General features: G+C 66.8%; 21 protein-coding genes. 8 read left to right on the forward strand and 13 right to left on the reverse strand.

Annotated elements, in window-relative coordinates; genetic code table 11:
* Positions 1 to 10: 10 nt before the first annotated feature.
* The 10 genes from ACSFBM_RS07680 to ACSFBM_RS07725 all read right to left on the reverse strand — a co-directional run bounded on the left by ACSFBM_RS07680 (position 11) and on the right by ACSFBM_RS07725 (position 10,110).
* Positions 11 to 1,015 carry a class I fructose-bisphosphate aldolase gene (locus tag ACSFBM_RS07680; protein WP_435483838.1) on the reverse strand — a complete coding sequence of 335 codons (1,005 nt, stop codon included), beginning with the start codon at positions 1,013 to 1,015 and terminating at the stop codon, positions 11 to 13.
* A gap of 49 nt (positions 1,016 to 1,064) precedes the next feature.
* Positions 1,065 to 2,105 (reverse strand): GntR family transcriptional regulator, encoded by a 1,041-nt coding sequence (locus ACSFBM_RS07685; protein ID WP_435483839.1) that lies wholly within the window; start codon positions 2,103 to 2,105, stop codon positions 1,065 to 1,067.
* 49 nt (positions 2,106 to 2,154) lie between these two features.
* Positions 2,155 to 3,345 carry an ABC transporter substrate-binding protein gene (locus ACSFBM_RS07690; protein WP_435483840.1) on the reverse strand — a complete coding sequence of 397 codons (1,191 nt, stop codon included), beginning with the start codon at positions 3,343 to 3,345 and terminating at the stop codon, positions 2,155 to 2,157.
* 2 nt (positions 3,346 to 3,347) lie between these two features.
* Entirely contained in the window at positions 3,348 to 4,424 is a 1,077-nt protein-coding gene (locus tag ACSFBM_RS07695; RefSeq protein ID WP_435483841.1) for a CobW family GTP-binding protein, read from the reverse strand.
* On the reverse strand, positions 4,421 to 4,723 hold the full coding sequence (locus ACSFBM_RS07700; RefSeq protein ID WP_435483842.1) for a hypothetical protein: 303 nt from the start codon (positions 4,721 to 4,723) through the stop codon (positions 4,421 to 4,423). The genes ACSFBM_RS07695 and ACSFBM_RS07700 overlap by 4 nt, the downstream gene beginning before the upstream one ends.
* 17 nt (positions 4,724 to 4,740) lie before the next feature.
* Positions 4,741 to 5,496 (reverse strand): SDR family NAD(P)-dependent oxidoreductase, encoded by a 756-nt coding sequence (locus tag ACSFBM_RS07705; protein ID WP_435483843.1) that lies wholly within the window; start codon positions 5,494 to 5,496, stop codon positions 4,741 to 4,743.
* A gap of 17 nt (positions 5,497 to 5,513) precedes the next feature.
* On the reverse strand, positions 5,514 to 6,293 hold the full coding sequence (locus ACSFBM_RS07710) for an SDR family NAD(P)-dependent oxidoreductase (protein WP_435483844.1): 780 nt from the start codon (positions 6,291 to 6,293) through the stop codon (positions 5,514 to 5,516).
* 12 nt (positions 6,294 to 6,305) lie between these two features.
* Entirely contained in the window at positions 6,306 to 7,742 is a 1,437-nt protein-coding gene (locus ACSFBM_RS07715) for an MFS transporter (RefSeq protein ID WP_435483845.1), read from the reverse strand.
* 46 nt (positions 7,743 to 7,788) lie between these two features.
* Positions 7,789 to 8,667: a polysaccharide deacetylase family protein gene (locus ACSFBM_RS07720; RefSeq protein WP_409168473.1), complete on the reverse strand. Its 879-nt coding sequence runs from the start codon at positions 8,665 to 8,667 to the stop codon at positions 7,789 to 7,791.
* A gap of 270 nt (positions 8,668 to 8,937) precedes the next feature.
* Positions 8,938 to 10,110 (reverse strand): NAD(P)/FAD-dependent oxidoreductase, encoded by a 1,173-nt coding sequence (locus ACSFBM_RS07725; protein ID WP_435483846.1) that lies wholly within the window; start codon positions 10,108 to 10,110, stop codon positions 8,938 to 8,940.
* Between the two features lie 40 nt (positions 10,111 to 10,150).
* Between ACSFBM_RS07725 and ACSFBM_RS07730 the strand changes: the two genes are divergently transcribed.
* Positions 10,151 to 11,053: a LysR substrate-binding domain-containing protein gene (locus ACSFBM_RS07730; RefSeq protein ID WP_435438195.1), complete on the forward strand. Its 903-nt coding sequence runs from the start codon at positions 10,151 to 10,153 to the stop codon at positions 11,051 to 11,053.
* 6 nt (positions 11,054 to 11,059) lie between these two features.
* On the opposite strand, the gene ACSFBM_RS07735 is transcribed toward ACSFBM_RS07730, so the two are convergent.
* Positions 11,060 to 12,088 carry an aldo/keto reductase gene (locus tag ACSFBM_RS07735; RefSeq protein WP_435483847.1) on the reverse strand — a complete coding sequence of 343 codons (1,029 nt, stop codon included), beginning with the start codon at positions 12,086 to 12,088 and terminating at the stop codon, positions 11,060 to 11,062.
* Positions 12,089 to 12,224: 136 nt separating this feature from the next.
* Here ACSFBM_RS07735 and ACSFBM_RS07740 point away from each other — a divergent pair, with 136 nt between their 5' ends.
* The gene (locus ACSFBM_RS07740) at positions 12,225 to 12,680 is read left to right on the forward strand and encodes a GNAT family N-acetyltransferase (RefSeq protein WP_435483848.1); all 456 of its coding nucleotides are present in this window, start codon (positions 12,225 to 12,227) and stop codon (positions 12,678 to 12,680) included.
* A gap of 22 nt (positions 12,681 to 12,702) precedes the next feature.
* Here ACSFBM_RS07740 and ACSFBM_RS07745 read toward each other — a convergent pair whose 3' ends face one another.
* Entirely contained in the window at positions 12,703 to 13,161 is a 459-nt protein-coding gene (locus ACSFBM_RS07745) for a helix-turn-helix domain-containing protein (protein ID WP_435483849.1), read from the reverse strand.
* An 80-nt stretch (positions 13,162 to 13,241) separates the two neighbouring features.
* On the opposite strand from ACSFBM_RS07745, the gene ACSFBM_RS07750 reads away from it, so the two are divergent.
* Positions 13,242 to 14,105 (forward strand): class I SAM-dependent methyltransferase, encoded by an 864-nt coding sequence (locus ACSFBM_RS07750; RefSeq protein ID WP_435483850.1) that lies wholly within the window; start codon positions 13,242 to 13,244, stop codon positions 14,103 to 14,105.
* Between the two features lie 78 nt (positions 14,106 to 14,183).
* Here the strand turns inward: ACSFBM_RS07750 and ACSFBM_RS07755 are convergent, their stop codons facing one another.
* A complete protein-coding gene (locus tag ACSFBM_RS07755; protein ID WP_435483851.1) occupies positions 14,184 to 14,504 on the reverse strand; it encodes a hypothetical protein in 321 nt (106 codons plus the stop codon).
* Between the two features lie 568 nt (positions 14,505 to 15,072).
* Here ACSFBM_RS07755 and ACSFBM_RS07760 point away from each other — a divergent pair.
* From ACSFBM_RS07760 to gsiC, 5 genes are all read left to right on the forward strand, one after another.
* Positions 15,073 to 16,050 (forward strand): MurR/RpiR family transcriptional regulator, encoded by a 978-nt coding sequence (locus tag ACSFBM_RS07760; RefSeq protein ID WP_435483852.1) that lies wholly within the window; start codon positions 15,073 to 15,075, stop codon positions 16,048 to 16,050.
* On the forward strand, positions 16,047 to 17,015 hold the full coding sequence (locus ACSFBM_RS07765; protein WP_435483853.1) for an isoaspartyl peptidase/L-asparaginase family protein: 969 nt from the start codon (positions 16,047 to 16,049) through the stop codon (positions 17,013 to 17,015). Before ACSFBM_RS07760 ends, ACSFBM_RS07765 begins: the two co-directional genes overlap by 4 nt.
* Positions 17,016 to 17,049: 34 nt before the next feature.
* Entirely contained in the window at positions 17,050 to 18,933 is a 1,884-nt protein-coding gene (locus tag ACSFBM_RS07770) for a dipeptide ABC transporter ATP-binding protein (protein ID WP_435484777.1), read from the forward strand.
* A 58-nt stretch (positions 18,934 to 18,991) separates the two neighbouring features.
* Positions 18,992 to 20,545 carry a glutathione ABC transporter substrate-binding protein GsiB gene (gene gsiB, locus ACSFBM_RS07775; protein ID WP_435438187.1) on the forward strand — a complete coding sequence of 518 codons (1,554 nt, stop codon included), beginning with the start codon at positions 18,992 to 18,994 and terminating at the stop codon, positions 20,543 to 20,545.
* An 85-nt stretch (positions 20,546 to 20,630) separates the two neighbouring features.
* Entirely contained in the window at positions 20,631 to 21,551 is a 921-nt protein-coding gene (gene gsiC / locus ACSFBM_RS07780; protein WP_435438186.1) for a glutathione ABC transporter permease GsiC, read from the forward strand.
* The last annotated feature ends 8 nt before the right edge of the window (positions 21,552 to 21,559 follow it).

Below are 21,559 nucleotides of genomic sequence, written 5' to 3' on the forward strand. Positions count from 1 at the left end.
TCAATGCCTGTTATTTGTAGTCGCCGCGGCGCGCGGCCTGATTGGCACGGGTGCGAAGCACCAGCGCCTGCTGTGCGACCGCCACGTTGGCGGCGTCGCCCTTCCATGCGTCGAGCGCTGGCTGCTGCACCGCGCGCGAGAACGAGAAGGTCAGCGCCCACGGCATGCACGACTTGAACCTGAGGTTCATTTCGTTCAACCGGGCGGAGGCCAGCTGCGCCGACTGGCCGCCGGAAAGAAACGCAACGCCCGGCACGGCGGCGGGCACGGTGCGCAAGAGGCAGTTGACCGTGGCCTCGGCCACCGCCTCGACCGAGTCCTGCACCGCGGCCTTCTGGCCCGGCAGCACCATGTTCGGCTTCAGCAGCATGCCTTCGAGCAGCACGCCCTGTGCGCGCAGTTGCACGAAGGTCTGGTGCAGCACTTCTTCGGTGACCTCGGCGCAGCGTGCGAGCGAATGGTCGCCGTCCATCAGCACCTCGGGCTCGATGATGGGTACGATGCCGGCCTCCTGGCACAGCGCGGCGTAGCGTGCGAGCGCGTGGGCGTTGACGTCGATGCAGGCCCGGCTCGGCAGGCCCGCTGCAATGGCGATCACGCCGCGCCACTTGGCAAAGCGTGCGCCCATGCCAGCGTATTCGGCCAGTCGTTCACGCAGGCCGTCCAGGCCTTCGGTGACGGTTTCACCGGGGTGCCCGGCCAGCGGCTTGGCCCCCATGTCGACCTTGATGCCAGGGATGATGCCCACCGCCTCCAGCGCCTTGGCGAAGGGCAGGCCCGCGTTCGTCGTCTGGCGGATGGTCTCGTCGAACAGGATGGCGCCGCTGATGCTGTCGCCCAGCCCCGGCGCGGTGACGATCAGCTCGCGCCAGTCGCGCCGCGCCGCCTCGGTCTGCGGGATGCCCAGCGCCGCGAAGCGCTTGTTGCAGGTGGCGTTGCTCTCGTCCATGGCGAGCAAGCCCTTGTCGCCGGCGACCAGCGCGCGGGCGGTAGCTGTCAGTGTCTGTGCGGTCATGTTGCGTATGCCTCTCTGGCGAGGATCGTACGCCTCGCTTCGGCTGCAGTCAGGCCACGCGCACAAGATAGTCGGGGAATTGCGGCTCGGGCAGCACCGCCAGAACCTTCAGTTGTTGCTGGGTGCGCTTGCGCGCAGCCTCCAGATGGGCCTCGAGCGCCTCGGCCGCCAGCGCGAACTGCCGTGCGCAAAGATGCTCGACGATGGCCCGGTACTCATCGAGCAGCAACCGACTCGTCGACTGCTGGAACATGCGCAAGAACGTGCGGTTGACGATCAGCGGCATCTGGCACTGCTGAAGGATGCCGAGCATCTTGGCGTTGGGATGCCTGGAGAGGCAATCCCCATGAATCTGGCTTTCGATACGCAGCAGTTCTTCCGTGCCGACGGCCTCAGGATCGCTCAGGGCGCCGCGCAGGCCGAGCAGGAACTGCTCGTCGAGCTTCGGCGCGCTGTTCAGCAACGCGGCCGGCGCAAGCAGCAGCAGCACTTCGAAGTCCTGCGCGATGGCGCGCGCCGTGAGCGGGCCGGCGCGCCAAGAGGCATAGGCGCTCTTTTCGACGAGGCCGCGGTCCACCAGCCGACTCAACACCTCGCGCAGCGCCACCCGGTTCACGTTGAAGTGCTTCATGGCCCGCGCTTCGTCGATGCGAAAGTGGCCGAACACCACGGCGGCGGAAATCGAACGCTCGAACTCGCCGTAGATGCGCTCGCTTTCAGAGGGGATGTAGATGGTCGCGCCCTGCGCGTCCTGCCCGAGCGAAGCTTCGTCGATGGTCAGCCGCTGGGGCTCCACCTGCTGGCCGCGCGGCGCCACCATGTAGCCGCGACCGGGAAACTTCTGCAGCAGCCCTTCTTCATGCAAAAGATGAAAGGCCTTTCGCACCGGGACGCGGCTGGTGCCGAACACGTCGGCCACCGGTCCCTCCAGCAGCACCAGCCCGGGCACGATGCGCTTGTCGGCAATGGCCTGGCGCAGCCGGTTGCGGATCACCTCGTAGCGCAACTTCCGCTCGCCGGCTTCGGCGGCCGGGGACACAGAGGGGTCGGGTTCGATGTTCGCACCCCTGTCGCTGCCTCGCGGACTCATTTGCTCTTTGTCACTGTCGTGCAGTCCTGTCTCTTGTCTCTATGGGTGGTCAGCCGCTGCGCAGGAACTCGGTCCATTTGCGCACCAGGTAGTTGTGCTCGTCCATGACGGTGTCCCAGACGGCGATGTTGCTCATTCGCTGGGTGTAGGAACCGCCGTCGCGCACGCTGCCGCGGCGGATCAGGATACTACCGTCAGGCCCCGGAAGGTCTTCGCCGGCCGGCTCGCCTTCATACCAATAACCCCATTCCGCCGCGCTCAGGTGCGCGCGCGAGCGCTGCGGGTTGGAGATGTAGAAGCCCTGCCGCGCCATTGCGGCACCCGCCCAGCCCGAATGCCACCAGTTCAGGTAGCGGTAGGCCGCGTCGAGCTTCGGGCCCTGCGCGCGGCGAGCGATGCCCATGCCGCCGTACCACGCGCGGTAGCCCTCCCTGGGGCAGGCAAGCCGGTAGGCCAGCCCGGCCTTCTCGTAGGCCACGATCGACGGCGACCAGTTGCTCTGGATGGCGACGCGGGCATCGATCATCATCCGCGCGGCGTCGGCGTAGTTGGCCCAGAAACCTCGGAACAGGCCGGCCTTCTTCTTGACCATGAGCAGCGAAATCATCTGGTCGATCTCTTCGATCTCCAGGTTGCTGATGTCGCGGAACGCCATCTCGCCGCTCGCGCGCAGGGCCAGCACCGCGTCGAGCGCGCCGATCGCGGCGTCCGCCTGCAGAGCCACGCGGCCGGTGCATTGGGGCGAAACCAGCCACGACCAGCTTTCCTGCGTGGTGTCGAACCACTGCGAGACCTCGCCCGGCAGATAGACGAAGCTGTCCGCGTTGTGCGTGAGCGGCAGCATGCTGATGCGTGCGCTCGGCGTGTCGCCCACGCTGCCGTCCGCCTGCACGTACAGGCGCGTGACCGGGTTGCAGCCCTGCCCGTAGCGGGAGTCCGGTGCGAGCCGGCCTGTCTTGGGCAAGGCGTTGACTTCCGGCCAGTGCGCGATGCGGTCCAGCTCGACAGCCTGCAGCGCGCCGGCCGGCCAGAGACAGTCGACGCTGTGGAACCACTGGTCGTAGACGTCGAAGCTGCCCTGCTCCATCACGGCCTGGCGCTGTGCGTCGAAGCCGTCGAGCACCTCGAAATGAATGCGCAGCCCCAGGTCCGCCATGGCCCGCTTGCGCACCGCCTCGGTCAGCGTGACCGACGTGCCCAGGACACGCAGTTCGGTTCTCTTCGATGCCGGTGTGGACATGGCTACGCGCCGGCAGTGGAAGGCGCGTAGAAGCGCTCGAACGCTTGCCACGACGCGGTGACGTCCTCTTGCGACAAGCCTTGCGTGATGAAGACCAGACGAGAACGGCGGTCTTCTCCAGGCCAGGCGTCCAGGTGTTCCGGAGGGTGCATCAAGTGTCCGATCCCATGCAAGACAGTGGGTTGCCCGTGCGCAAACCCGTCGGCCGCGATGCCCAGCAGCCCCTTGATTCGAAGCAGCCGATCGCCGTGACGGTGCACCAGGAGGGTCAGCCACAGGGTGAGCGTGAACCATTCTATGGGTCGCTCGAACACCATGCAGAACGAGCTTGCCTGCGTTTGCGCCATATGCCGCGCATGGTCGCCGCCAAGGCGTGCGGGCGCAAGGTCGGCGCCGGGCCGGGCCCGCAGGGTGCCCGCACTCACGCGCGCAATCCATCTTGCGGTGTCGTCGGAAGATTCATGCGCCAGGTCGTCGTGCCACGGCGTCGGCCCCGTCGGTGCTTCCAGCTGCAGCGCCAGGGGGTTGAGCCTTTCCAGCGTTGCGCGCAACGCAGCCGCCTGCTGCGTGTTCACCAGGTCTGTCTTGCTCAGCCACAGCGTATCGGCCGCCGCAACCTGCGCGATCCATTCGGGATGCGATGCCTGCTGGTGCCCGGCATGCATCGCATCGACCACCGTGGACACGAAGGCCGGCCGGAAGTGATGACGCAGCTGCGCATCGCCCAGCAGCGTGGCCAGCACCGGCCCCGGGGTTGCGAGGCCCGTGGTCTCGATCACGACGCGGCGGAACGCCGGCAGCTCCCCGCGCTGGCGGCGCGAGAAAAGGCGCATGAGCGCGTCCTTGAGCTCGCCCCTGATCGAGCAGCAGATGCAGCCGTTGTCGAGCAGCACGGTGTCGGCATCGATGGCGCCGACCAGCAGGTGGTCCAGCCCGACGTCGCCGAACTCGTTGATGAGCACCGCCGTGTCTCCGGCGCTGCCGCCGTGCAGCCAGCGCCGCAGCAGCGTGGTCTTTCCGCTTCCGAGAAAGCCGGTGAGGATGCCGACGGGCAACACGTCGAAGGCGACTTCCGTCATGGCGTGTCCTTGTTCTGCGCCACCGGCCAGGGCATGGCCAGCGGGTCGATGGTGCGGCCCAGCAGTTGCTCGGCCGCGCCCCAGAGCGTGCTGAAGTCGGGCACCAGCACGCTCGCGCCTGTAGGCCCCAGCAGCACATACGACTGCCCATGGAAGTCCTGAAGCTCCAGCCTGAAGAGCTTGAGCAACTGGTTGGCCCGCGCGATCTGGAGCAGGCGCTGGCGCCGCCCCTGCACGGAACCGGCGGCCGCATGGCTCCAGTGCGCCGAGCCTTGCAACAACCCGCACATTCCGCACATCGTCGGGCTCCTTTTCTTCAGGGCATCACGTCGCCGGAGTTCGGCCCCAGCGTCTGGCCCACGTACAGGTTGCCACCGGGGTCGGACGCGAGCAACAAGGCCGTTGGCGCCACCTCTTCCGGGCGTCCGAAGCGGCCCAGGGGAAGGCTGGCTTCCTTGGCCCGCTTCCAGTCGGCGCTGATGCCGTCCACCAGCGGCGTGGCGATCGGGCCTGGCGCAATGGCGTTGACCAGCACGTTGACCGGCGCCATCTCCAGCGCCAGCGACTTGGTGAAGCCGATCACGCCCGCCTTGGCCGCCGCGTAGTGGCACAGCTCCACGCCGCCCTTGATGCCCAGTTGCGAGGCCACGTTGATCACCCGGCCCCAGCGCTGCGCGGTCATGTGCGGAATGGCCCTGCGCGCGCAGAGAAACACGCTGCGCAGGTCGACGCGCAGCATGTCGTCCCACATTTGTGTAGACATGCTCGCGCACGGCGACTGGGTCAGCATGCCCGCGTTGTTGACCAGGATGTCGATGCCGCCCAGGGCCTCCACGCAGGCGTCGATGGTGCGGTTGGCCACGGCTTCGTCGCTGATGTCGCCCACGACAACCTCAGCCCGGCTGCCGGCGTCACGACAGCGGCGCGCCACGTCTTCCACCCGTGCGCGGTCGAGGTCGGCCAGCAACAGGTGGGCGCCGGCTTGCGCGTAGGCCAGCGCGATGGCGGCGCCGATGCCGCTGCCGGCACCGGTCACCACGGCACGCCGTCCCTGCAAAAGTGCTTGGTTCATAGGAAGTCCCTCGGGTTTCAGCCGGGCCAGCGCACGGTCAGGCCGCCGTCGGCGATCACCGATTGGCCGGTGATGTAGGACGCATCGTCGCCGGTCAGAAAGCGGATCAGCGCCGCCACTTCGCGCGCCTTGCCGACCCGTCCGAGCGGAATGCCGGTGGCCGCCTGCTTCAACCCCTCGGGCCCCAGCGAGTTGACGGGGTCCAGCGATTGCGGCGTCTCGATCAGCCCGGGGATCACGCAGTTGCAGCGGATGCCCCGAGGCGACAGTTCCATGGCCACCGCGCGGCACATGCCGGTGACGCCCGACTTCGCGGCCGAGTAGTGCACATGGTTCTCCCACCCGTACACGCCGCCGGCAATCGACGACACCGCGACCATCGAGCCGCCATCGCTCATGTGGCGCGCGGCGGCGCGAAAGGTGCGCATGACGCCGCTCAGGTCGACGTTGATCACGTCCATCCATTGCGCGTCGCTCATGGCCGTGAGCGCCGACTGGCGCAGCAAGCCGGCGTTGGCCACGGCATGGTCGATGCGCCCGAAGCGCTCTACCGCGACTTGTGCGAAGCGCTCGACCTGCTCGGTGTCGCCCACGTCGACGGCCACCATGGCGCAGCGGCCGCCGGCCTCGGCGACCAGGCGCTCCGTCTGCGCCGGGTCGTGCGGATCGCCCGGAAAATAGCCGCCCACCACCGCCACGCCCACCTGCGCGTAAGCCACCGCCAGTGCCTGTCCGATACCGCTGGCGGCGCCGGTGACCAGCGCCACCCTGCCCGCCCCTGCTGTCGATGAAGTCATGTAGCGCGCTCCCTACTTGACGGACTTCGGATCGACGTGCGGCACCAGCATCATCACCACACCGGAAATGATGCAGGGCACCGCACCCCAGTAGACCGCGGCCTGCACCCAGTCGGCACCATGCGACAGCGTGTACGTCACGCCGAAGCCGGCCGCGATGGCGCCCACCTGCCCCATCGCATTGACGAACGACCCGGCAGTCGCGCGAATGTGGCTCGGAAAACTCTCGCCGACCAGGAACAGCACGGCCGCATACGGCCCGATCAGGAAGAACAGGCCCAGCGAGTACAGCGGCACGATGCGCCAGAAATCGCCCTGCGGCGCCTGCAGCATCATGTAGAACGCCATCCCGCCAAGAACCCAGCCGATGGCGACGGCGGTGCGGCGGCCGATGCGGTCACCCAGCCAGCCGTGGAACATGTAGCCGAGGAAGCCGGCCAGGTTGGACAGGATCAGCACCTGCAAGGCGTTGGAAAAATCGATTCCCTTGCCCGGCGTGCCGCCCGAACCGCCGAGCACCGATGTGCCCAGCACGGCGAAGATCACGATGGCGAACCAGTTGAGAAAGAAGGCCAGCGCCAGCGACAGCGTCGGCCGCAGCGAGACACCCTTGAACATCGCGGAGATGCCCGTGTGGTGCCGCGCAGCCAGGTCGATGCCTTGCGCCTGCGCGAGCCGTTGCGCCTCGCCCGTGCGTCCGCTCTGCTGCAACTGAGCAATGCGCTTGCCGGTCAGGAACTGCGGCGTCTCGACCAGTTTGCGCCCGAGGATCGCGATCACGACGGCGGGAAACATCGCGAACACGAAGGACAGCGCCCAGCCGCCGCCCGTGCCGAACCAGCGCTCGCCCAACGGGTAGAGCGCCGCCACCAGCACGGCGGTGAGCACCGCGCCCACAGGCCACCCGCCCTGCACCAGCGAGTAGATGAAGCCGCGCCGCTTCGTCGCGGCCGGGTCGGTGTGCACCAGGGAGAACAGTTCGCTGAGATAGGTGGCGTTGATGCTCTGCTCGGCGTAGCCCAGGCCGGCCAGCGAGCGCACCAGGATCAGCAGCACGAAGCCCACCCCGGCCGACACGCCGATCACCCAGCCCGCAAACGCCGTCAGCCCTGAGCACAGGGCCGCGCCGGCGACGGCAATGATGATGCCCTTGCGCCGGCCCAGCCTGTCGGCAATGGGGCCGATGCCGAAGGCGACGATGACCGTGCCCAGCGTGACCCAGGTGTTGAGGTTGGTCTGCTGGTCCGCGGTCCACTTGAAATGGTCGCCGAGCCTCGGCAGCAAGGTGCCGAAGAGAATGAAGTCGTAGACGGCAAAGACCCAGGCGAAGAAGCAGACCCAGGTGGCGTAGTTGACCTGCTGCTTGGTGACGACGGGCGGCGTCCAGGCGGTGGCGGCTGCGGCCTGGGCGGCGGCTGCTGCGGCATGAGGAGGCGTAGAGGCGTTCATGGCTGTCGTTCGCTTTCTGTAGGGGGTGCGATGCAATGCCGCTGACTCAGCCGCGCGGACTGCGGCGCAGGAAGTCGTCCGCGATCTGGTCGCAGGTCATGAAGCGCACGCCGTCGTGGGCCTTGAAATGCTCGATCAGCCGTTCGAGCATCAGCAGCACCTGCGGCCTGCCGGACACATCGGGATGGATCGTGATCGGGAACACCGCGTAGTCGTGCTCGCGGTAGACCCAGTCGAACTGGTCGCGCCACATCTGCTCGATGTCGCGCGGGTTCACGAAGCCGTGGCTGTTGGGCGACTTCTTGATGAACATCATCGGCGGCAGGTCGTCCAGGTACCAGTTGGCCGGGATCTCGACCAGCGAGGTTTCGGTGCCGCGCTCGAGCGGTTTCATCCAGGCGTCCGGGTGCTTGCTGTAGTCGATGCGGGTCCACTTGTCGCCCACGCGCACGTAGTACGGGTGGAAGTCGTTGTGCATCAGGCTGTGGTCGTACTTGATGCCCTTCTTGATGAGCAGCTCGTTGGTGATGGGGCTGAACTCCCACCACGGCGCCACGTAGCCGGTCGGCGCCCTGCCCGCGAGCCGGGTGATGACGTCGATGCTCTTGTCGAGCACGGCCTCTTCCTGCTCGGGCGTCATCGCGATCGGGTTCTCGTGGCTGTAGCCGTGAATGCCCAGTTCATGGCCCGCGTCGACCACGGCCTTCATCTGGTCCGGAAAGGTCTCGGCCGAGTGCCCGGGCACGAACCACGTGGTGGTCAGGCCGTACTTCTTGAACATCTTCAGGAGGCGCGGCGAGCCCACCTCGCCCGCGAACATGCCGCGCGAGATGTCGTCGGGCGAATCCTCGCCCCCATACGAGCCGAGCCAGCCGCCGACGGCGTCCACGTCGACCCCGAACGTTACGAAGATTTCCTTGGTCATGTTCACTCCTTGAAGTTGAGGAAAGAAAGCACTGGCTCGAGCTGCGCACCTCGCAATGCGCGAGGGGCATTTTGGTTATTTTGTACTTTTATATCAAAGTACATTTTTAGCGAATGTAGGACCTTTTGTTTGTTCCCATTTAGGTATTAACCCTTGGTCTTCTTGCGTCAGGCAGCGCAACGCCGCCGGCGTGAATGCAGCGCCGGCCTTGTTTTCGGGAGAGGACATCCGCTCGTGCGACGCAACTCGGTCGCAGGCGCGGTGGAGCCGCTAGATCACGTTCTTTTCGAGCATCGGCGTGTTCTGCAGGACGCGCATGAAAGACAGCGCGGACAGATCGAGGCTGCGGTAAGCACCGAAGCGGATCAGCTCCGCCACCCCTCGCCCCGCGGCCGGACATTGCTGCAGCCCATGGCCCGAGAAGCCGTTCGCGAAGTACAGGTTGTCGCAGCTCGGGTGCAGCCCGAGGATCGCGTTGTGGTCGAACACATTCATCTCGTAGTAGCCGGCCCAGGCGCCCGTCATGCGGATGGCCTCGAAGGCCGGCACGCGCTCCGCCAGCGCGGACCAGATGAAGCCGTCGAAGGCGTCGTACTCCACGTCCAATGGCATGTCGTCGGGGTCCTGGTCTTCGGGCGGCGCGAAGCCGCAGATGAACTGGCGGCCTTCGGGGCGCAGCCAGATCCCCGACGTGTCGATGACCAGGGGGCACCCGGGCAAGGTGTGCGGGCATGAAAAGCTGAACACGCTGCGACGACGGCCACGCACCGGCAGGTCGATGCCAGCCCACCCTGCGACTTTGGCCGCCCAGGCACCTGCGGCATTGACGACGACGTCGGCCTGCAGCGCCTCGCCGTTGCCGAGCTGCACGCCGGTCACGCTGCGACCGTTGCGCTGCAGCCCGGTCGCGTGCGCCTGCACATAGCGCACGCCCTGCGACGCGGCCTTCTTGCGAAAGGCCTGCAGCAGGCTGTAGCCGTCGTACCAGCCCTCGCCCGACAGGCCCAGCGATGCCAGCGCCACGCCCTGCGTGGACATCCACGGAAATCGCGCCTTCAGTTCAGCGGGCGTCATCAGCGCCACATCCACCGCGTGCGCCTTCTGCATCGCGTGGTTCTCGCGCAGCACCTCGACGCCGCCCGGCGAGGCCAGGTAGAGGTAGCCGGGCTCGACCAGGCCGATGTCGGGCACGTTGCCCCCCACACGCAAGGTCTCGCCCAGCGAGCGGAAAAACGCGATGCCGTACAGCGACATCTCGATGTTGATGGCCGTGGAGAACTGCTGCCGGATGGAGCTGGCCGACAGCGCGGAGGACGCCTGCGTGTAAGAAAAATCGCGCTCCACCACCGTGACGTCGAAGGCCTCGCCCTTCGGGTCCGCAGTCAGGAAATACGCGATGGCCGAGCCGATGGCCCCGCCCCCGATGATCACCACACGACGCATGAAATGCCTTTCGTTGCTGCCCGCCCCCAGAATAGCGCCGATGAGAAAAGACATTCCCAACCTGGGCGCGCTGCAGGCCTTCGAGGCCTCGGCGCGGCTGGGGAGCTTTACCCGCGCGGCCACCGAACTGGCGCTCACGCAAAGCGCCGTCGGCCGCCAGGTCGCCATGCTCGAACAGCGCCTGGGCGTGCCGCTGTTCTCGCGCGTGCGCCGGCGCCTGACGCTCACCGACGTGGGCCGCGAATATGCGGCGCGCATCCGCCACCACCTCGACCAGATCCGCCGCGACACGCTGGAGATCAGCGCCGGCCACGAGATGGGTTTCGTGCTGGAGCTGGCCGTGGTGCCGACCTTCGCCACGCAATGGCTCATTCCACGTCTGCCCGACTTCAGCCGGTTGCACCCGAACATCACGGTGAACCTGTCGGCGCGCTCGCAGCCCTTCTCGTTCCAGGAGAACGCGTACGACGCGGCCATCTACTTCGGCGACCAGTTCTGGCCGAATACGCGCGGCGGGCTGATCTTTTCCGAAGGCGAGATGGTGCCCATCTGCAGCCCCGCGTTTCGCGACGCGCACGGGCCGTGGGACGAGGCCGGCTTCGAGCGCTGCCGCCATGTGCACCTGAGCACGCGCGCCCACGCATGGCGCGACTGGTACGCGCAGCAGGAATGGGAGTACACGGTGCACGCCTCGCGCGGGCCGCGCTACGAGCTCTTCACCATGGTGGTGGCGGCCACGGCCGCCGGCATGGGCGTGGGGCTGGCGCCGCGCATTCTGGTCGAGCACGAACTGCGCACCGGCGAGCTCGTGATTCCGGTGGACCGGCACCTGGACGTGCGCCAGGGCTACTACTTCGCGTACCCCGAAGGCCGGCCGGCCTCCGGAGCACTGGAGCACTTCAAGCAGTGGGTGCTGGGCCTGACACCAGCCAGACCTGCCTGAACAGGCTCAGACCGGGTTCGGGTTGCGCTCCAGAAATCCCTGCTGGTGCCAGCAAGGATAGGTTCGCGGCGTCGCGCTGGCCGCGTCCAGTTCGGCGACCTGCGCGGGCGTGAGGTTCCAGCCCACTGCGCCCAGGTTCTGCCGCAGTTGCGCCTCGTCGCGCGCGCCCACCACCACGCTGGACACCGTCGGGCGCTGCAGCAACCAGTTCAGCGCCACTTGCGGCACCGTCTTGCCGACTTCGGCGCCGACCTTTTCCAGTGCATCGACCACGCGGTACAGCAGCTCGTCGGGCACCGGCGGGCCCATGTCGGCCGTCACGTGCAGGCGGCTGTTGGCGGGCAGCGGCTGGCCGCGGCGGATCTTGCCCGTGAGGCGGCCCCAGCCCAGCGGGCTCCACACCACGGCACCCACGCCCTGGTCCTGCGCGAGCGGCATCAGCTCCCATTCGTAGTCGCGGCCCACCAGCGAGTAGTACGCCTGGTGCGCCACGTAGCGCGAATAGCCATAGCGCTCGGACACGGCCAGCGACTTCATCAGGTGCCAGCCCGAGAAGTTCGACACGCCGATGTAGCGCAGCTTGCCCGCGCGCACCAGGTCGTCGAGCGTGGAGAGCGTTTCTTCCACCGGCGTGCTGGCGTCGAAGCCGTGCAGCTGGAACAGGTCGATGTAGTCGGTGCCCAGGCGCTTCAACGCACCGTCGACAGCGCGCACGAGGTGATGGCGCGAAGAGCCCACGTCGTTCGCGCCCTTGCCGCTGCGGAAGGTGGCCTTGGTGGAGATCAGCAGCTGGTCGCGCGGCCGGCCCTTGATGGCCTCGCCGAGCACCGACTCGGCCGAGCCGGCCGAATAGATGTCGGCGCTGTCGAACATGTTCACGCCCGCATCGAGGCAGATGTCGATGAGCTTGCGCGCCTCGGCCACGTCGGTGCTGCCCCACGCGCTGAAGAACTCGCCCTTGCCGCCGAAGGTGCCGGTGCCAAAGCTCAACACGGGGACCTTGAGGCCCGATTTGCCCAGATGACGGTATTCCAAAGTGGTACTCCTTCGCGCATGCGGATTCATGAAACCGGCAGGCCGACCGGCCTGCCGTTGAAGGCCATTGTTGGGCGAAGCATTGAACCCTGTGACCGGGTGGGCTTTGCGGAGTTCGGCTAAGTAACATCGACGGATGCAGATCTCTCTTGAAAGCCCCGACCAGCCCGACGTCATCCAGCTCATCGACGACCTTGATGCGTACCAAAAACCGCTGTACCCGCCGGAGAGCCACTACGGCATCGACATCGCGGCGCTGTCCGCCGCGAACGTGCTGTTCGCTGTCGCGCGCGATGAAGAAGGCAAGGCCATCGGCTGCGGCGCGATCGTCGTTGGCCCCGAGTTCGGCGAACTCAAGCGCATGTTCGTGCGGCCCGAGAACCGGGGGCAAGGCGTTGCCGCGAAGCTGCTGAAGTTTCTTGAAGCGCAAGCCGCAGCTGAAGGCTGCACGACGTTCATGCTGGAGACGGGCCCCAGCCAGCCCGAGGCGCTTTCCTTCTATGCGCGATCCGGGTACGAGCGCCGCGGGCCTTTCGGGGGGTACGGGCCGGATCCGTTCAGCGTGTTCATGGAGAAGGCGGCGGTTCGGTAGCGATATTTTTTGGGGGGCGTGCTCAGGTTTCGGCGTTCCTTGCTCGCGGAGCCTTTGGCACCTTCTTGTTCTTCTGCTGGCTGACTTTCGCGCCCGCCTCCGCCGCCCGCAGGATGCGCCTGAACTTCGGGCATTCCATGTGGCTCGGCGCTGAACACACGGCGGCATGCCGCAGGCCGTCGCGCATCACGCTCAGGTTGCGGATCGTCCTGTCGAGTTCGTCCGCCTTGGCCGTGAGCATCAGCCGGTCGATGCGCGGCTGGCCATCGGCGCCGAACATGCGCGCGATCTCCTCCAGCGAGAAGCCCGCCGTTCGGCCCAGCGCAATCAACGCCAGCCGCTCCAGCACGCCCGCGTCGAACAGGCGGCGCAGCCCGCGCCGGCCGGTCGAGACGATCAGCCCCTTCTCGTCGTAAAACCGCAATGTGGAGGCCGGCACGCCCGAGCGCTGTGCCACCTCGCTGATATCCAAGTGCATCACCCTCTTGACCTCAAGTCGACTTGAGTTTGCATAGTGCGGTTTCCGCCTTCGCAAGGCAAGCCAAAAAAAAGGAAACGAACATGACCACCCCGCAGCCATCCGGCCACGAGCAGGCCAGACTCTGGAACGGCCCCTCCGGACACACCTGGGTCGACATGCAGGCGACGCTCGACCACCTCTTCCAGCCCTTCGAAGACCTGTTGGTCGAAGCGGTCGCGGACACCGGCGCGCAGCGCGTGCTCGACGTCGGCTGCGGCACGGGCGGCACCACGCTCGCCATCTCGCGTTCGGCGCGCTCGCAAAGCGCCGAGGGCCACATCACGGGCATCGACCTCTCGCAACCCATGATCGCCACGGCCCGCGCGCGCGCCGAACGGCAAGGCACCCCAACGACATTCGTCTGCGCCGACGTGCAGAGCCACGCTTTCGAGGCGGGCGCATTCGACATGCTGGTGTCGCGCTTCGGCGTGATGTTCTTCGACGACCCGGTGCGCGCGTTCTCGAACCTGCGGCGCGCCGCCACCGACCACGCATCGATGAAGTTCATCGCCTGGCGAAGCGCCGCCGAGAACCCGTTCATGACGACCGCCGAGCGCGCCGCCGCGCCGCTGCTGGACCTGCCCGCGCGCCAGCCCGGCGCGCCGGGGCAGTTCGCGTTTGCCGAGCGGCAGCATGTGCACGGCATCCTTCAGCAAAGCGGCTGGCACAACATCGACATCAAGCCGATCGACGTGCCCTGCACGCTGCCCGAGAAGGACCTGCTGGGCTACCTGAGCCGGCTCGGCCCGGTCGGGATGAAGCTTCGGGACGCGGACGAACGCACGCGCGCGCAGGTCATCGGCACGGTTCGCGCGGCGTTCGATCCGTTCGTGCACGGCGACGAAGTGCGCCTTAGCGCCGCGTGCTGGTCGATCGGTGCGCGCGCGGGCAAAAGCGCCGCTTGACCGAAGCGACACACCGGCCGGCACCTGTGCTCGCGATGCGTCTTGAACGCATCGCGATGGCGCGAGCGAGGCCAGCGCTCAGGGGCTCTGCACAGCAGCGTCTTCGGTCAGCGCCGAGCGCATGGATTGGAGCGTGGTGTCTATCGAATCGATCCGGCGCTGCATTTCCTCGTTGACCAGGCGAATCAACGCACCCAGTTCAGTACGCGTTGGAGCCAGCAGCTCCGAGTCATCCAGCTCGAGCGGCTCGATGAGCCTCTCGAGGCATGTGTAGGCGCACAGCACCTCACGCAGGTGACCGGTGTCGTCGCAAGCTTGAATGGCGAGCGACTCGGGATTCGTGTCGGGGCAAGAAGAAGACGCAGAAGATGACGTGCACGAGCTAGCAGACCGGACCATGAATGGCCTCCATAAGGAACGCAGAGGTGCTTCGAGACGCCAATCTCGTGCACGCCAACCTCGGCGTGCGGTCGGCAGTCTACCTGCCTGACAAGAGCGGACTGGCCGATTTGAAGAGGTTCAGTGGCGATCCGGCAGCGGCGCTTTCAAAGCCGCATTCCCAGCCAGATCACAGACTCCGTCGACGCCGCAACCACAGGCCCCAGCACCTTCGTCCACACATGGTCCGCGCGCACATGCGACGCAGACTGGTCGTGGCACTGCTCCTCCTCGACGATCTGAGAGATGGCATCAACTGCCTCACGGTCCTTGCCGGCACGCCGCTCTCGTGTGTCCATGATTCCGACGAAGCAGCAACATCAGGGAAATCCCTAGATGCCTTTCCTTGAAGCACCTCGGCGCACCCGCCTCCGAGGGAAACGACGCCCCTCCTCGTCTTTCAAGCCCCCCGCCGCGCTGGCCCATTCCTTGCACACCCCACCAAAAATGACCGAAAATTTTCTTATCTGACTTATATTTGTAAACTGGTTTTCAAAAAACGCACACTTTCGGGCACTCCGCACCCTTCATGAGCACTACCGTCGACACCCCAGGCACCACCGTGGCCCAGCGCATCGCGCAGGCGTTGCCGCGGCTGACGCGTTCGCACCGGCAGGTGGCCGACTACGTGCTGGAGCATCCGCTGCAGGTCGCCACGCTGCCGATCGACGAGCTCGCGACCGCGGCGGGCGTCTCTGTCGCCACGGCCAACCGGTTCGCCCGCGCGCTGGACTTCGACGGCTATGCCACCTTCCGCGCCGAGCTCGTGCGCGGCTTCGAATCGCTGGTCGCCCCGGTGGAGCGCCTGCGCGGCAACCTGGAGCACCCGACCACGGTGGCCGAGGTGTTCGCCACTGCGCTGGACGAGAGCCGCCGCAACATCGAAGCCACGCGCCAGTCGCTCGACTACGCCGCCTGCGAGGCCGCAGTGGAGCGCATCGGCAAGGCGCGCTCGGTCTACATCGCGGGCTTCGGCGCGAGCGGCTGGCTTGCGGGACTCTTGCAGCACGGGCTGGACAGCAGCTGCAGCGACGTGCGCCTGCTGCCGGGCGTGAGTGGCGTCACGCATGCAGCCCGCTCGCTCATGCATGCCGGCCCGAAGGACGTGTTCATCGGCCTGACCTTTCCGCGCTACCTCACCGACACCGTGCTGCTTGCGCAGATCGCGCGAGAGCAAGGCTGCGGCGTGATCGCGCTCACGGACAGGCCGACCTCCCCAATGGCGCCGCTCGCCGACATCGCGCTTTACTGCCAGACGGAAACCAACTACCGCCCCAATTGCGAGACCAGCGTGCTCGCGCTGGTCGAGGCGCTGACCAGCGCCGTGGCGTTGCAGGCGTCCGACCCGGTGCAGTCCGCACGCCGCACGCTGCAGGTGCTGCGGCCGTGGCTGCACGGCGCAAACGGCCTGCCACGCATTGACGGCATCGCCGCACGCACCTCCGGAACATCCAATGCCGCCGCCCTGAACGGCGCCGGCAAGAAGAAAAAGAAAGCTACCCGATGAAGAACACCACGCCCGTCATCGCCATCCACGGCGGCGCCGGCACCATCAGCGCCGCCACGACCAGCGCAGCGCAAGCCCAGGCCTACCACGACGCGCTCAAGAACATCGTGGCCGCCGCGCAAGCCGCGCTGCTCAAAGGCGCCTCCGCGCTCGACGCCACCTGCCTCGCGGTCGAGTTGCTCGAAGAGTGCCCGCTCTTCAACGCCGGCCACGGCTCGGTGTTCACGCACGACGAAACCCATGAGCTGGACGCCGCCGTGATGGACGGCGCCACGCTCGCCGCCGGCGCCATTGCCGGGGTGTGCCACATCCGCCGCCCGGTGCGCGCCGCGCGCGCCGTGCTCGAAGACGGTGCCCACGTGCTGCTGGCCGGCGCGGGCGCCGAGGCCTTCGCGCGCGAACACGGGCTGGAGATGGTCGAGCCCTCGTTCTTTTCCACCGAGGCGCGCCGCGAGCAACTCTTTCGCGTGCGCGACACGGGCCGCGTGGTGACCGACCACGAAGGCGCGTCGATGGCGGCGAAGCCGGCCACGCCGCTCGACGAAGACAAGAAGTTCGGCACCGTCGGCGCCGTCGCGCTCGACATGCACGGCCACCTGGCCGCCGCCACCTCCACCGGCGGCATGACCAACAAGCGCGTCGGGCGCATCGGCGATTCGCCGCTGATCGGCGCCGGCACCTATGCAGACGACCGCACCGCCGCCGTGTCGTGCACCGGCAGCGGCGAGATGTTCATCCGCGTGGCGGCCGCCTACGACATCTGCGCCCGCATGGCCTACGGCGGCGCCACGCTGGCAGCGGCCACGCACGCGGTGGTGCAGCAATCGCTGCCCGCCCTGGGCGGCACCGGCGGGCTGATTGCCGTGGACCGCCACGGCAACCTGAGCCTGGCCTTCAACACCGAAGGCATGTACCGCGGCCACGCGCGCGGCACCGAAGCGCCGCACACGGCCATCTTTGCCTGACAGCCTGACGCCGCGCGTTCCCCTTTTCTCTCGCATTCCCACGTCCACCCCTTCCCTTGCCCTGCCGGACGGCCGCGTTCTCGCCGTCGACGACCTCACCGTTCGCTTCTCGACCTCCGAGCGCACGGTCGATGCCGTGAAAAAGCTGTCCTTCCACATCGACCACGGCGAAACGCTCGCGGTGGTGGGCGAATCGGGCTCGGGCAAGTCGGTCACTTCGCTGGCGCTGATGCGGCTGGTGGAGCACGGCGGCGGCCGCATCCTCGACGGCCGCATGGCGTTTCGCCGCCGCAACGGCGAAGTGCTCGACCTGGCGCAGGCGCGCGACCAGACGATGCGCGGCATCCGCGGCGCGGACATCGCCATGATCTTCCAGGAGCCGATGACATCGCTGAACCCGGTGTTCACCGCCGGCGACCAGATTGCCGAGGCCATCCGCATCCACCAGGACAAGAGCAATTCGGCCGCGCGCGCCGAAGCCCTGCGCATGCTGGACCTGGTGCGCATTCCCGAAGCGCGCAACGTGCTCGACCGCTTTCCGCACCAGCTGTCGGGCGGCATGCGCCAGCGCGTGATGATCGCCATGGCGCTGTCGTGCAAGCCGCAGCTGTTGATTGCCGACGAGCCCACCACGGCGCTGGACGTGACCATCCAGGCGCAGATCCTCCAGCTCATTCGCGAGCTGCAGAAGGAAATGCGCATGGGCGTGCTCTTCATCACGCATGACATGGGCGTGGTCGCCGAAATTGCCGACCGCGTGCTGGTGATGTACCGCGGCGACAAGGTCGAAGCCGGCAGCTCCGACACCGTGTTCGCCGCGCCGCAGCACCCCTACACCCGCGCGCTGCTGTCGGCGGTGCCCAAGCTGGGCGCCATGCAGGGCACAGACCTGCCGGCCAAGTTCGAGCTGCTGCGCACCGAGGATTCGGCCGACACCACGCCAGCCGAGGCCGCCACGCCGCAAGACACGGTGCGCGAAGGCGCGGGCCCGATCCTGCGCGTGCGCGACCTGGTCACGCGCTTCGACGTGCGCAGCGGCATCTTCGGGCGCGTGAAGCGCCGCGTGCATGCGGTCGAAAAGATCAGCTTCGACCTCTACCCCGGCGAAACGCTGGCGCTGGTGGGCGAATCGGGCTGCGGCAAGTCGACCACCGGCCGCTCGCTGCTGCGCCTGGTCGAGAGCCAGAGCGGCGCCATCGAGTTCGGCGGCCAGAACATCCGCGAGCTGCCCACGCGCGAGCTGCAGGCGCTGCGCCGCAACATCCAGTTCATCTTCCAGGACCCGTTCGCCTCGCTGGACCCGCGCGTGACGGTGGGCTTCTCGATCATGGAGCCGCTGCTGATCCACAACATCGCCAAGGGCGCCGAGGCGCAGCAGCGCGTCGACTGGCTGCTGCGCAAGGTCGGCCTGCCGCCCGAGGTGGCGCAGCGCTACCCGCACGAGTTCTCGGGCGGCCAGCGCCAGCGCATTGCCATTGCGCGCGCCCTGGCGCTCAACCCCAAGGTGGTGGTGGCCGACGAATCGGTGTCGGCGCTGGACGTTTCCATTCAGGCGCAGATCGTCAACCTGATGCTCGACCTGCAGCGCGAACTGGGCGTGGCCTTTTTGTTCATCTCGCACGACATGGCCGTGGTCGAGCGCATCAGCCACCGCGTGGCCGTGATGTACCTGGGCCAGATCGTGGAAATCGGCCCGCGCCGCGCGGTGTTCGAAGACCCGCAGCACGCCTACACGCGCAAGCTGATGGCCGCGGTGCCGGTGGCCGACCCGTCGCGCCGCCACAAGCCGCGCGCGCTGCTCGAAGGCGAAATTCCCAGCCCCATTCGCGCGGTGGGCGACGAGCCCGTCGTGCCGCCGCTGGTGCAGGTGGCACCCGGCCATTTCGTTGCACGCCACGCCGTCGGCGGGGCTTTCTGATTTTTTACACCCGCAGGCCTGTCCTGTTTTTTTACTCGAACCGACTGGAGTTCTTTCCATGAAGCAATCTTCTTCCTCCTTGCGATGGGCATCCGCACTGCTGGGCCTGGCCGCGTTGGCCGCTTCGGGCACGGCACTGGCCGCCAAAGACGTGGTGCTGTCGATCGGCTACCAGCCGGAAACGCTGGACCCGTACAACACCAACACCACCATCACCACGGCCGTGACCAAGACCTTCTATGAAGGCCTGTTCCAGTTCGACAAGGACCTGAAGGTGCAGAACGTGCTCGCCGAGAGCTACGACGTGTCCAAGGACGGCCTGGTCTACACCATCAAGCTGCGCAGCGGCGTGAAGTTCCACGACGGCACCGACTTCAATGCCGAAGCGGTGAAGTTCGTGCTCGAGCGCGTGCTCAACCAGGACAACAAGCTGCTGCGCTACAACCAGTTCAACCGCGTGAGCAAGGTCGAGGCGGTGAACGCCACCACCGTGCGCATCACGCTGAAGGAGCCCTTCGGCCCCTTCATCAACTCGCTGGCCCACGCCTCGGCCGCCATGATCTCGCCCACCGCGCTGAAGAAGTGGGGCAACAAGGACATCGCGTTCCACCCCGTGGGCACGGGCCCGTTCGAATTCGTCGAATGGAAGCAGACCGAAGCGGTCAAGGCCAAGAAGTTCGACGGCTACTGGAAGAAGGGCTTCCCCAAGGTCGACACGGTGTCGTGGAAGCCGGTGCTCGAGAACAACACGCGCGCGGCCATGCTGCAGACCGGCGAAGCCGACTTCGCGTTCCCCATTCCCTACGAGCAGGCCGACCTGCTGAAGAAGAGCGACAAGCTCGAAGTGGTGGCCACGCCGTCGATCATCACGCGCTTCCTGGCATTCAACATGCTCGTGAAGCCCTATGACAACCCGAAGGTGCGCGAGGCCATCGGCTACGCCATCAACAAGGAAGCGCTGGCCAAGGTCGCTTTCGGCGGCTATGCCTTCCCCGCACAGGGCGTGCTGCCCCAGGGCGTGAAGTACGCCGAGAAGATGGCCCCCATTCCCTACGACGTGAAGAAGGCCAAGGAACTGCTGACGGAAGCCGGCTACCCCAACGGCTTCGAGTCGGTGCTGTGGAGCGCCTACAACAACACGACCAGCCAGAAGACCATTCAGTTCGTGCAGCAGCAGCTCGCGCAAGTGGGCATCAAGCTGCAGGTGCAGGCCCTCGAAGTGGGCCAGCGCACCGAGCAGGTCGATGCATGGCCCGATCCGAAGACGGCCAAGGTCCGCATGTACTACACGGGCTGGTCGTCGTCGACCGGTGAAGCCGACTGGGGCCTGCGCCCGCTGTTCGCCTCGGAAGCCTGGGCGCCCAAGCTGAACAACATGTCGTTCTACAAGAGCGACGTGGTCGACAACGCACTGGCCAAGGCACTCGTGACGGTCGACGAAGCCGAGAAGGTGGCGCTGTACAAGACCGCGCAAGAGCAGATCCGCAAGGACCTGCCGCGCGTGCCGATGGTGACGGAGCAGAACCTGTCGGCGAACTCCAAGCGCCTGTCGGGCGTGTTCGTGATGCCTGACGGCAACATCAACATCGACGCCATCGCGGTGTCGAACTGACCGACAGCCGGCCTTTCGTTTTCCTGACTGACTGTCCGACGGGCGGAGGCATGTTGCCCCCGCCCGTACGCGACAACCGCACCCCATGCTGAATTACTTTCTCAAACGACTGTTGGGCCTGATCCCGACACTGCTCATCGTGGCGGTGCTGGTGTTCCTGTTCGTCCACATGCTTCCCGGCGACCCGGCGCGCCTTGCCGCCGGCCAGGACGCCGACGAGCAGACCGTGGCCATGGTTCGCCAGGAGCTGGGCCTCGACAAGCCGCTGCCGCAGCAGTTCGTGAGCTTCTTCACCCACATGGTGCAGGGCGACTTCGGCACCTCGATCCGCACGCGGCGGCCGGTGTCGGTGGAAATCGGCGAGCGCTTCTTTCCCACGGTGATGCTCACCATCACCAGCATGGTGTGGGCGGTGATCTTCGGCATGGGCATCGGCATTGTTTCTGCCGTGTACCGCAACAAATGGCCCGACCGGCTGGGCATGACGCTCGCGGTCTCGGGCATCTCCTTTCCCGCATTTGCACTCGGCATGCTGCTGATGCAGATCTTCTCGGTGCAACTCGGCTGGCTGCCCACGGTGGGCGCCAGCACCTGGAAACACTACATCCTGCCCTCGATCACCCTGGGCGCGGCCGTGGCGGCCGTGATGGCGCGCTTCACGCGCGCCTCGTTCGTCGAGGTGATCCAGGAAGACTTCGTGCGCACCGCGCGCGCCAAGGGCGTGCACGAGTCCGGCGTGATCTTCAAGCACACGCTGCGCAACGCGCTGATTCCGGTGGTGACGATGATGGGCCTGCAGTTCGGCTTTCTGCTGGGCGGCTCCATCCTGGTGGAGGCGGTGTTCAACTGGCCCGGCCTGGGCCGCCTGCTGGTGGACGCGGTGCAGATGCGCGACTACCCCGTCATCCAGACGCTGGTGCTGCTGTTCTCGCTGGAGTTCATTTTGATCAACCTGGTCGTCGATGTGCTGTACGGCTACATCAACCCCACCATTCGCTACAAGTGAGCACGCCG

The sequence above is a fragment of the Variovorax pasteuri genome (assembly GCF_051216435.1).
Taxonomy (GTDB): Bacteria; Pseudomonadota; Gammaproteobacteria; order Burkholderiales; family Burkholderiaceae_C; genus Variovorax.

Excerpts from the sequence above, each read along its gene's own strand:
- ACSFBM_RS07730 (WP_435438195.1), top strand. The coding sequence starts at position 10,151 with ATGAGAAAAGACATTCCCAACCTGGGCGCGCTGCAGGCCTTCGAGGCC.
- ACSFBM_RS07720 (WP_409168473.1), bottom strand. The coding sequence starts at position 8,667 with ATGACCAAGGAAATCTTCGTAACGTTCGGGGTCGACGTGGACGCCGTC.
- ACSFBM_RS07710 (WP_435483844.1), bottom strand. The coding sequence starts at position 6,293 with ATGACTTCATCGACAGCAGGGGCGGGCAGGGTGGCGCTGGTCACCGGC.
- ACSFBM_RS07755 (WP_435483851.1), bottom strand. The coding sequence starts at position 14,504 with ATGGTCCGGTCTGCTAGCTCGTGCACGTCATCTTCTGCGTCTTCTTCT.
- ACSFBM_RS07715 (WP_435483845.1), bottom strand. The coding sequence starts at position 7,742 with ATGAACGCCTCTACGCCTCCTCATGCCGCAGCAGCCGCCGCCCAGGCC.
- ACSFBM_RS07685 (WP_435483839.1), bottom strand. The coding sequence starts at position 2,105 with ATGAGTCCGCGAGGCAGCGACAGGGGTGCGAACATCGAACCCGACCCC.
- ACSFBM_RS07700 (WP_435483842.1), bottom strand. The coding sequence starts at position 4,723 with ATGTGCGGAATGTGCGGGTTGTTGCAAGGCTCGGCGCACTGGAGCCAT.
- ACSFBM_RS07705 (WP_435483843.1), bottom strand. The coding sequence starts at position 5,496 with ATGAACCAAGCACTTTTGCAGGGACGGCGTGCCGTGGTGACCGGTGCC.
- ACSFBM_RS07750 (WP_435483850.1), top strand. The coding sequence starts at position 13,242 with ATGACCACCCCGCAGCCATCCGGCCACGAGCAGGCCAGACTCTGGAAC.
- gsiC (WP_435438186.1), top strand. The coding sequence starts at position 20,631 with ATGCTGAATTACTTTCTCAAACGACTGTTGGGCCTGATCCCGACACTG.
- ACSFBM_RS07725 (WP_435483846.1), bottom strand. The coding sequence starts at position 10,110 with ATGCGTCGTGTGGTGATCATCGGGGGCGGGGCCATCGGCTCGGCCATC.
- ACSFBM_RS07695 (WP_435483841.1), bottom strand. The coding sequence starts at position 4,424 with ATGACGGAAGTCGCCTTCGACGTGTTGCCCGTCGGCATCCTCACCGGC.
- ACSFBM_RS07760 (WP_435483852.1), top strand. The coding sequence starts at position 15,073 with ATGAGCACTACCGTCGACACCCCAGGCACCACCGTGGCCCAGCGCATC.
- ACSFBM_RS07680 (WP_435483838.1), bottom strand. The coding sequence starts at position 1,015 with ATGACCGCACAGACACTGACAGCTACCGCCCGCGCGCTGGTCGCCGGC.
- ACSFBM_RS07765 (WP_435483853.1), top strand. The coding sequence starts at position 16,047 with ATGAAGAACACCACGCCCGTCATCGCCATCCACGGCGGCGCCGGCACC.
- ACSFBM_RS07690 (WP_435483840.1), bottom strand. The coding sequence starts at position 3,345 with ATGTCCACACCGGCATCGAAGAGAACCGAACTGCGTGTCCTGGGCACG.
- ACSFBM_RS07740 (WP_435483848.1), top strand. The coding sequence starts at position 12,225 with ATGCAGATCTCTCTTGAAAGCCCCGACCAGCCCGACGTCATCCAGCTC.
- gsiB (WP_435438187.1), top strand. The coding sequence starts at position 18,992 with ATGAAGCAATCTTCTTCCTCCTTGCGATGGGCATCCGCACTGCTGGGC.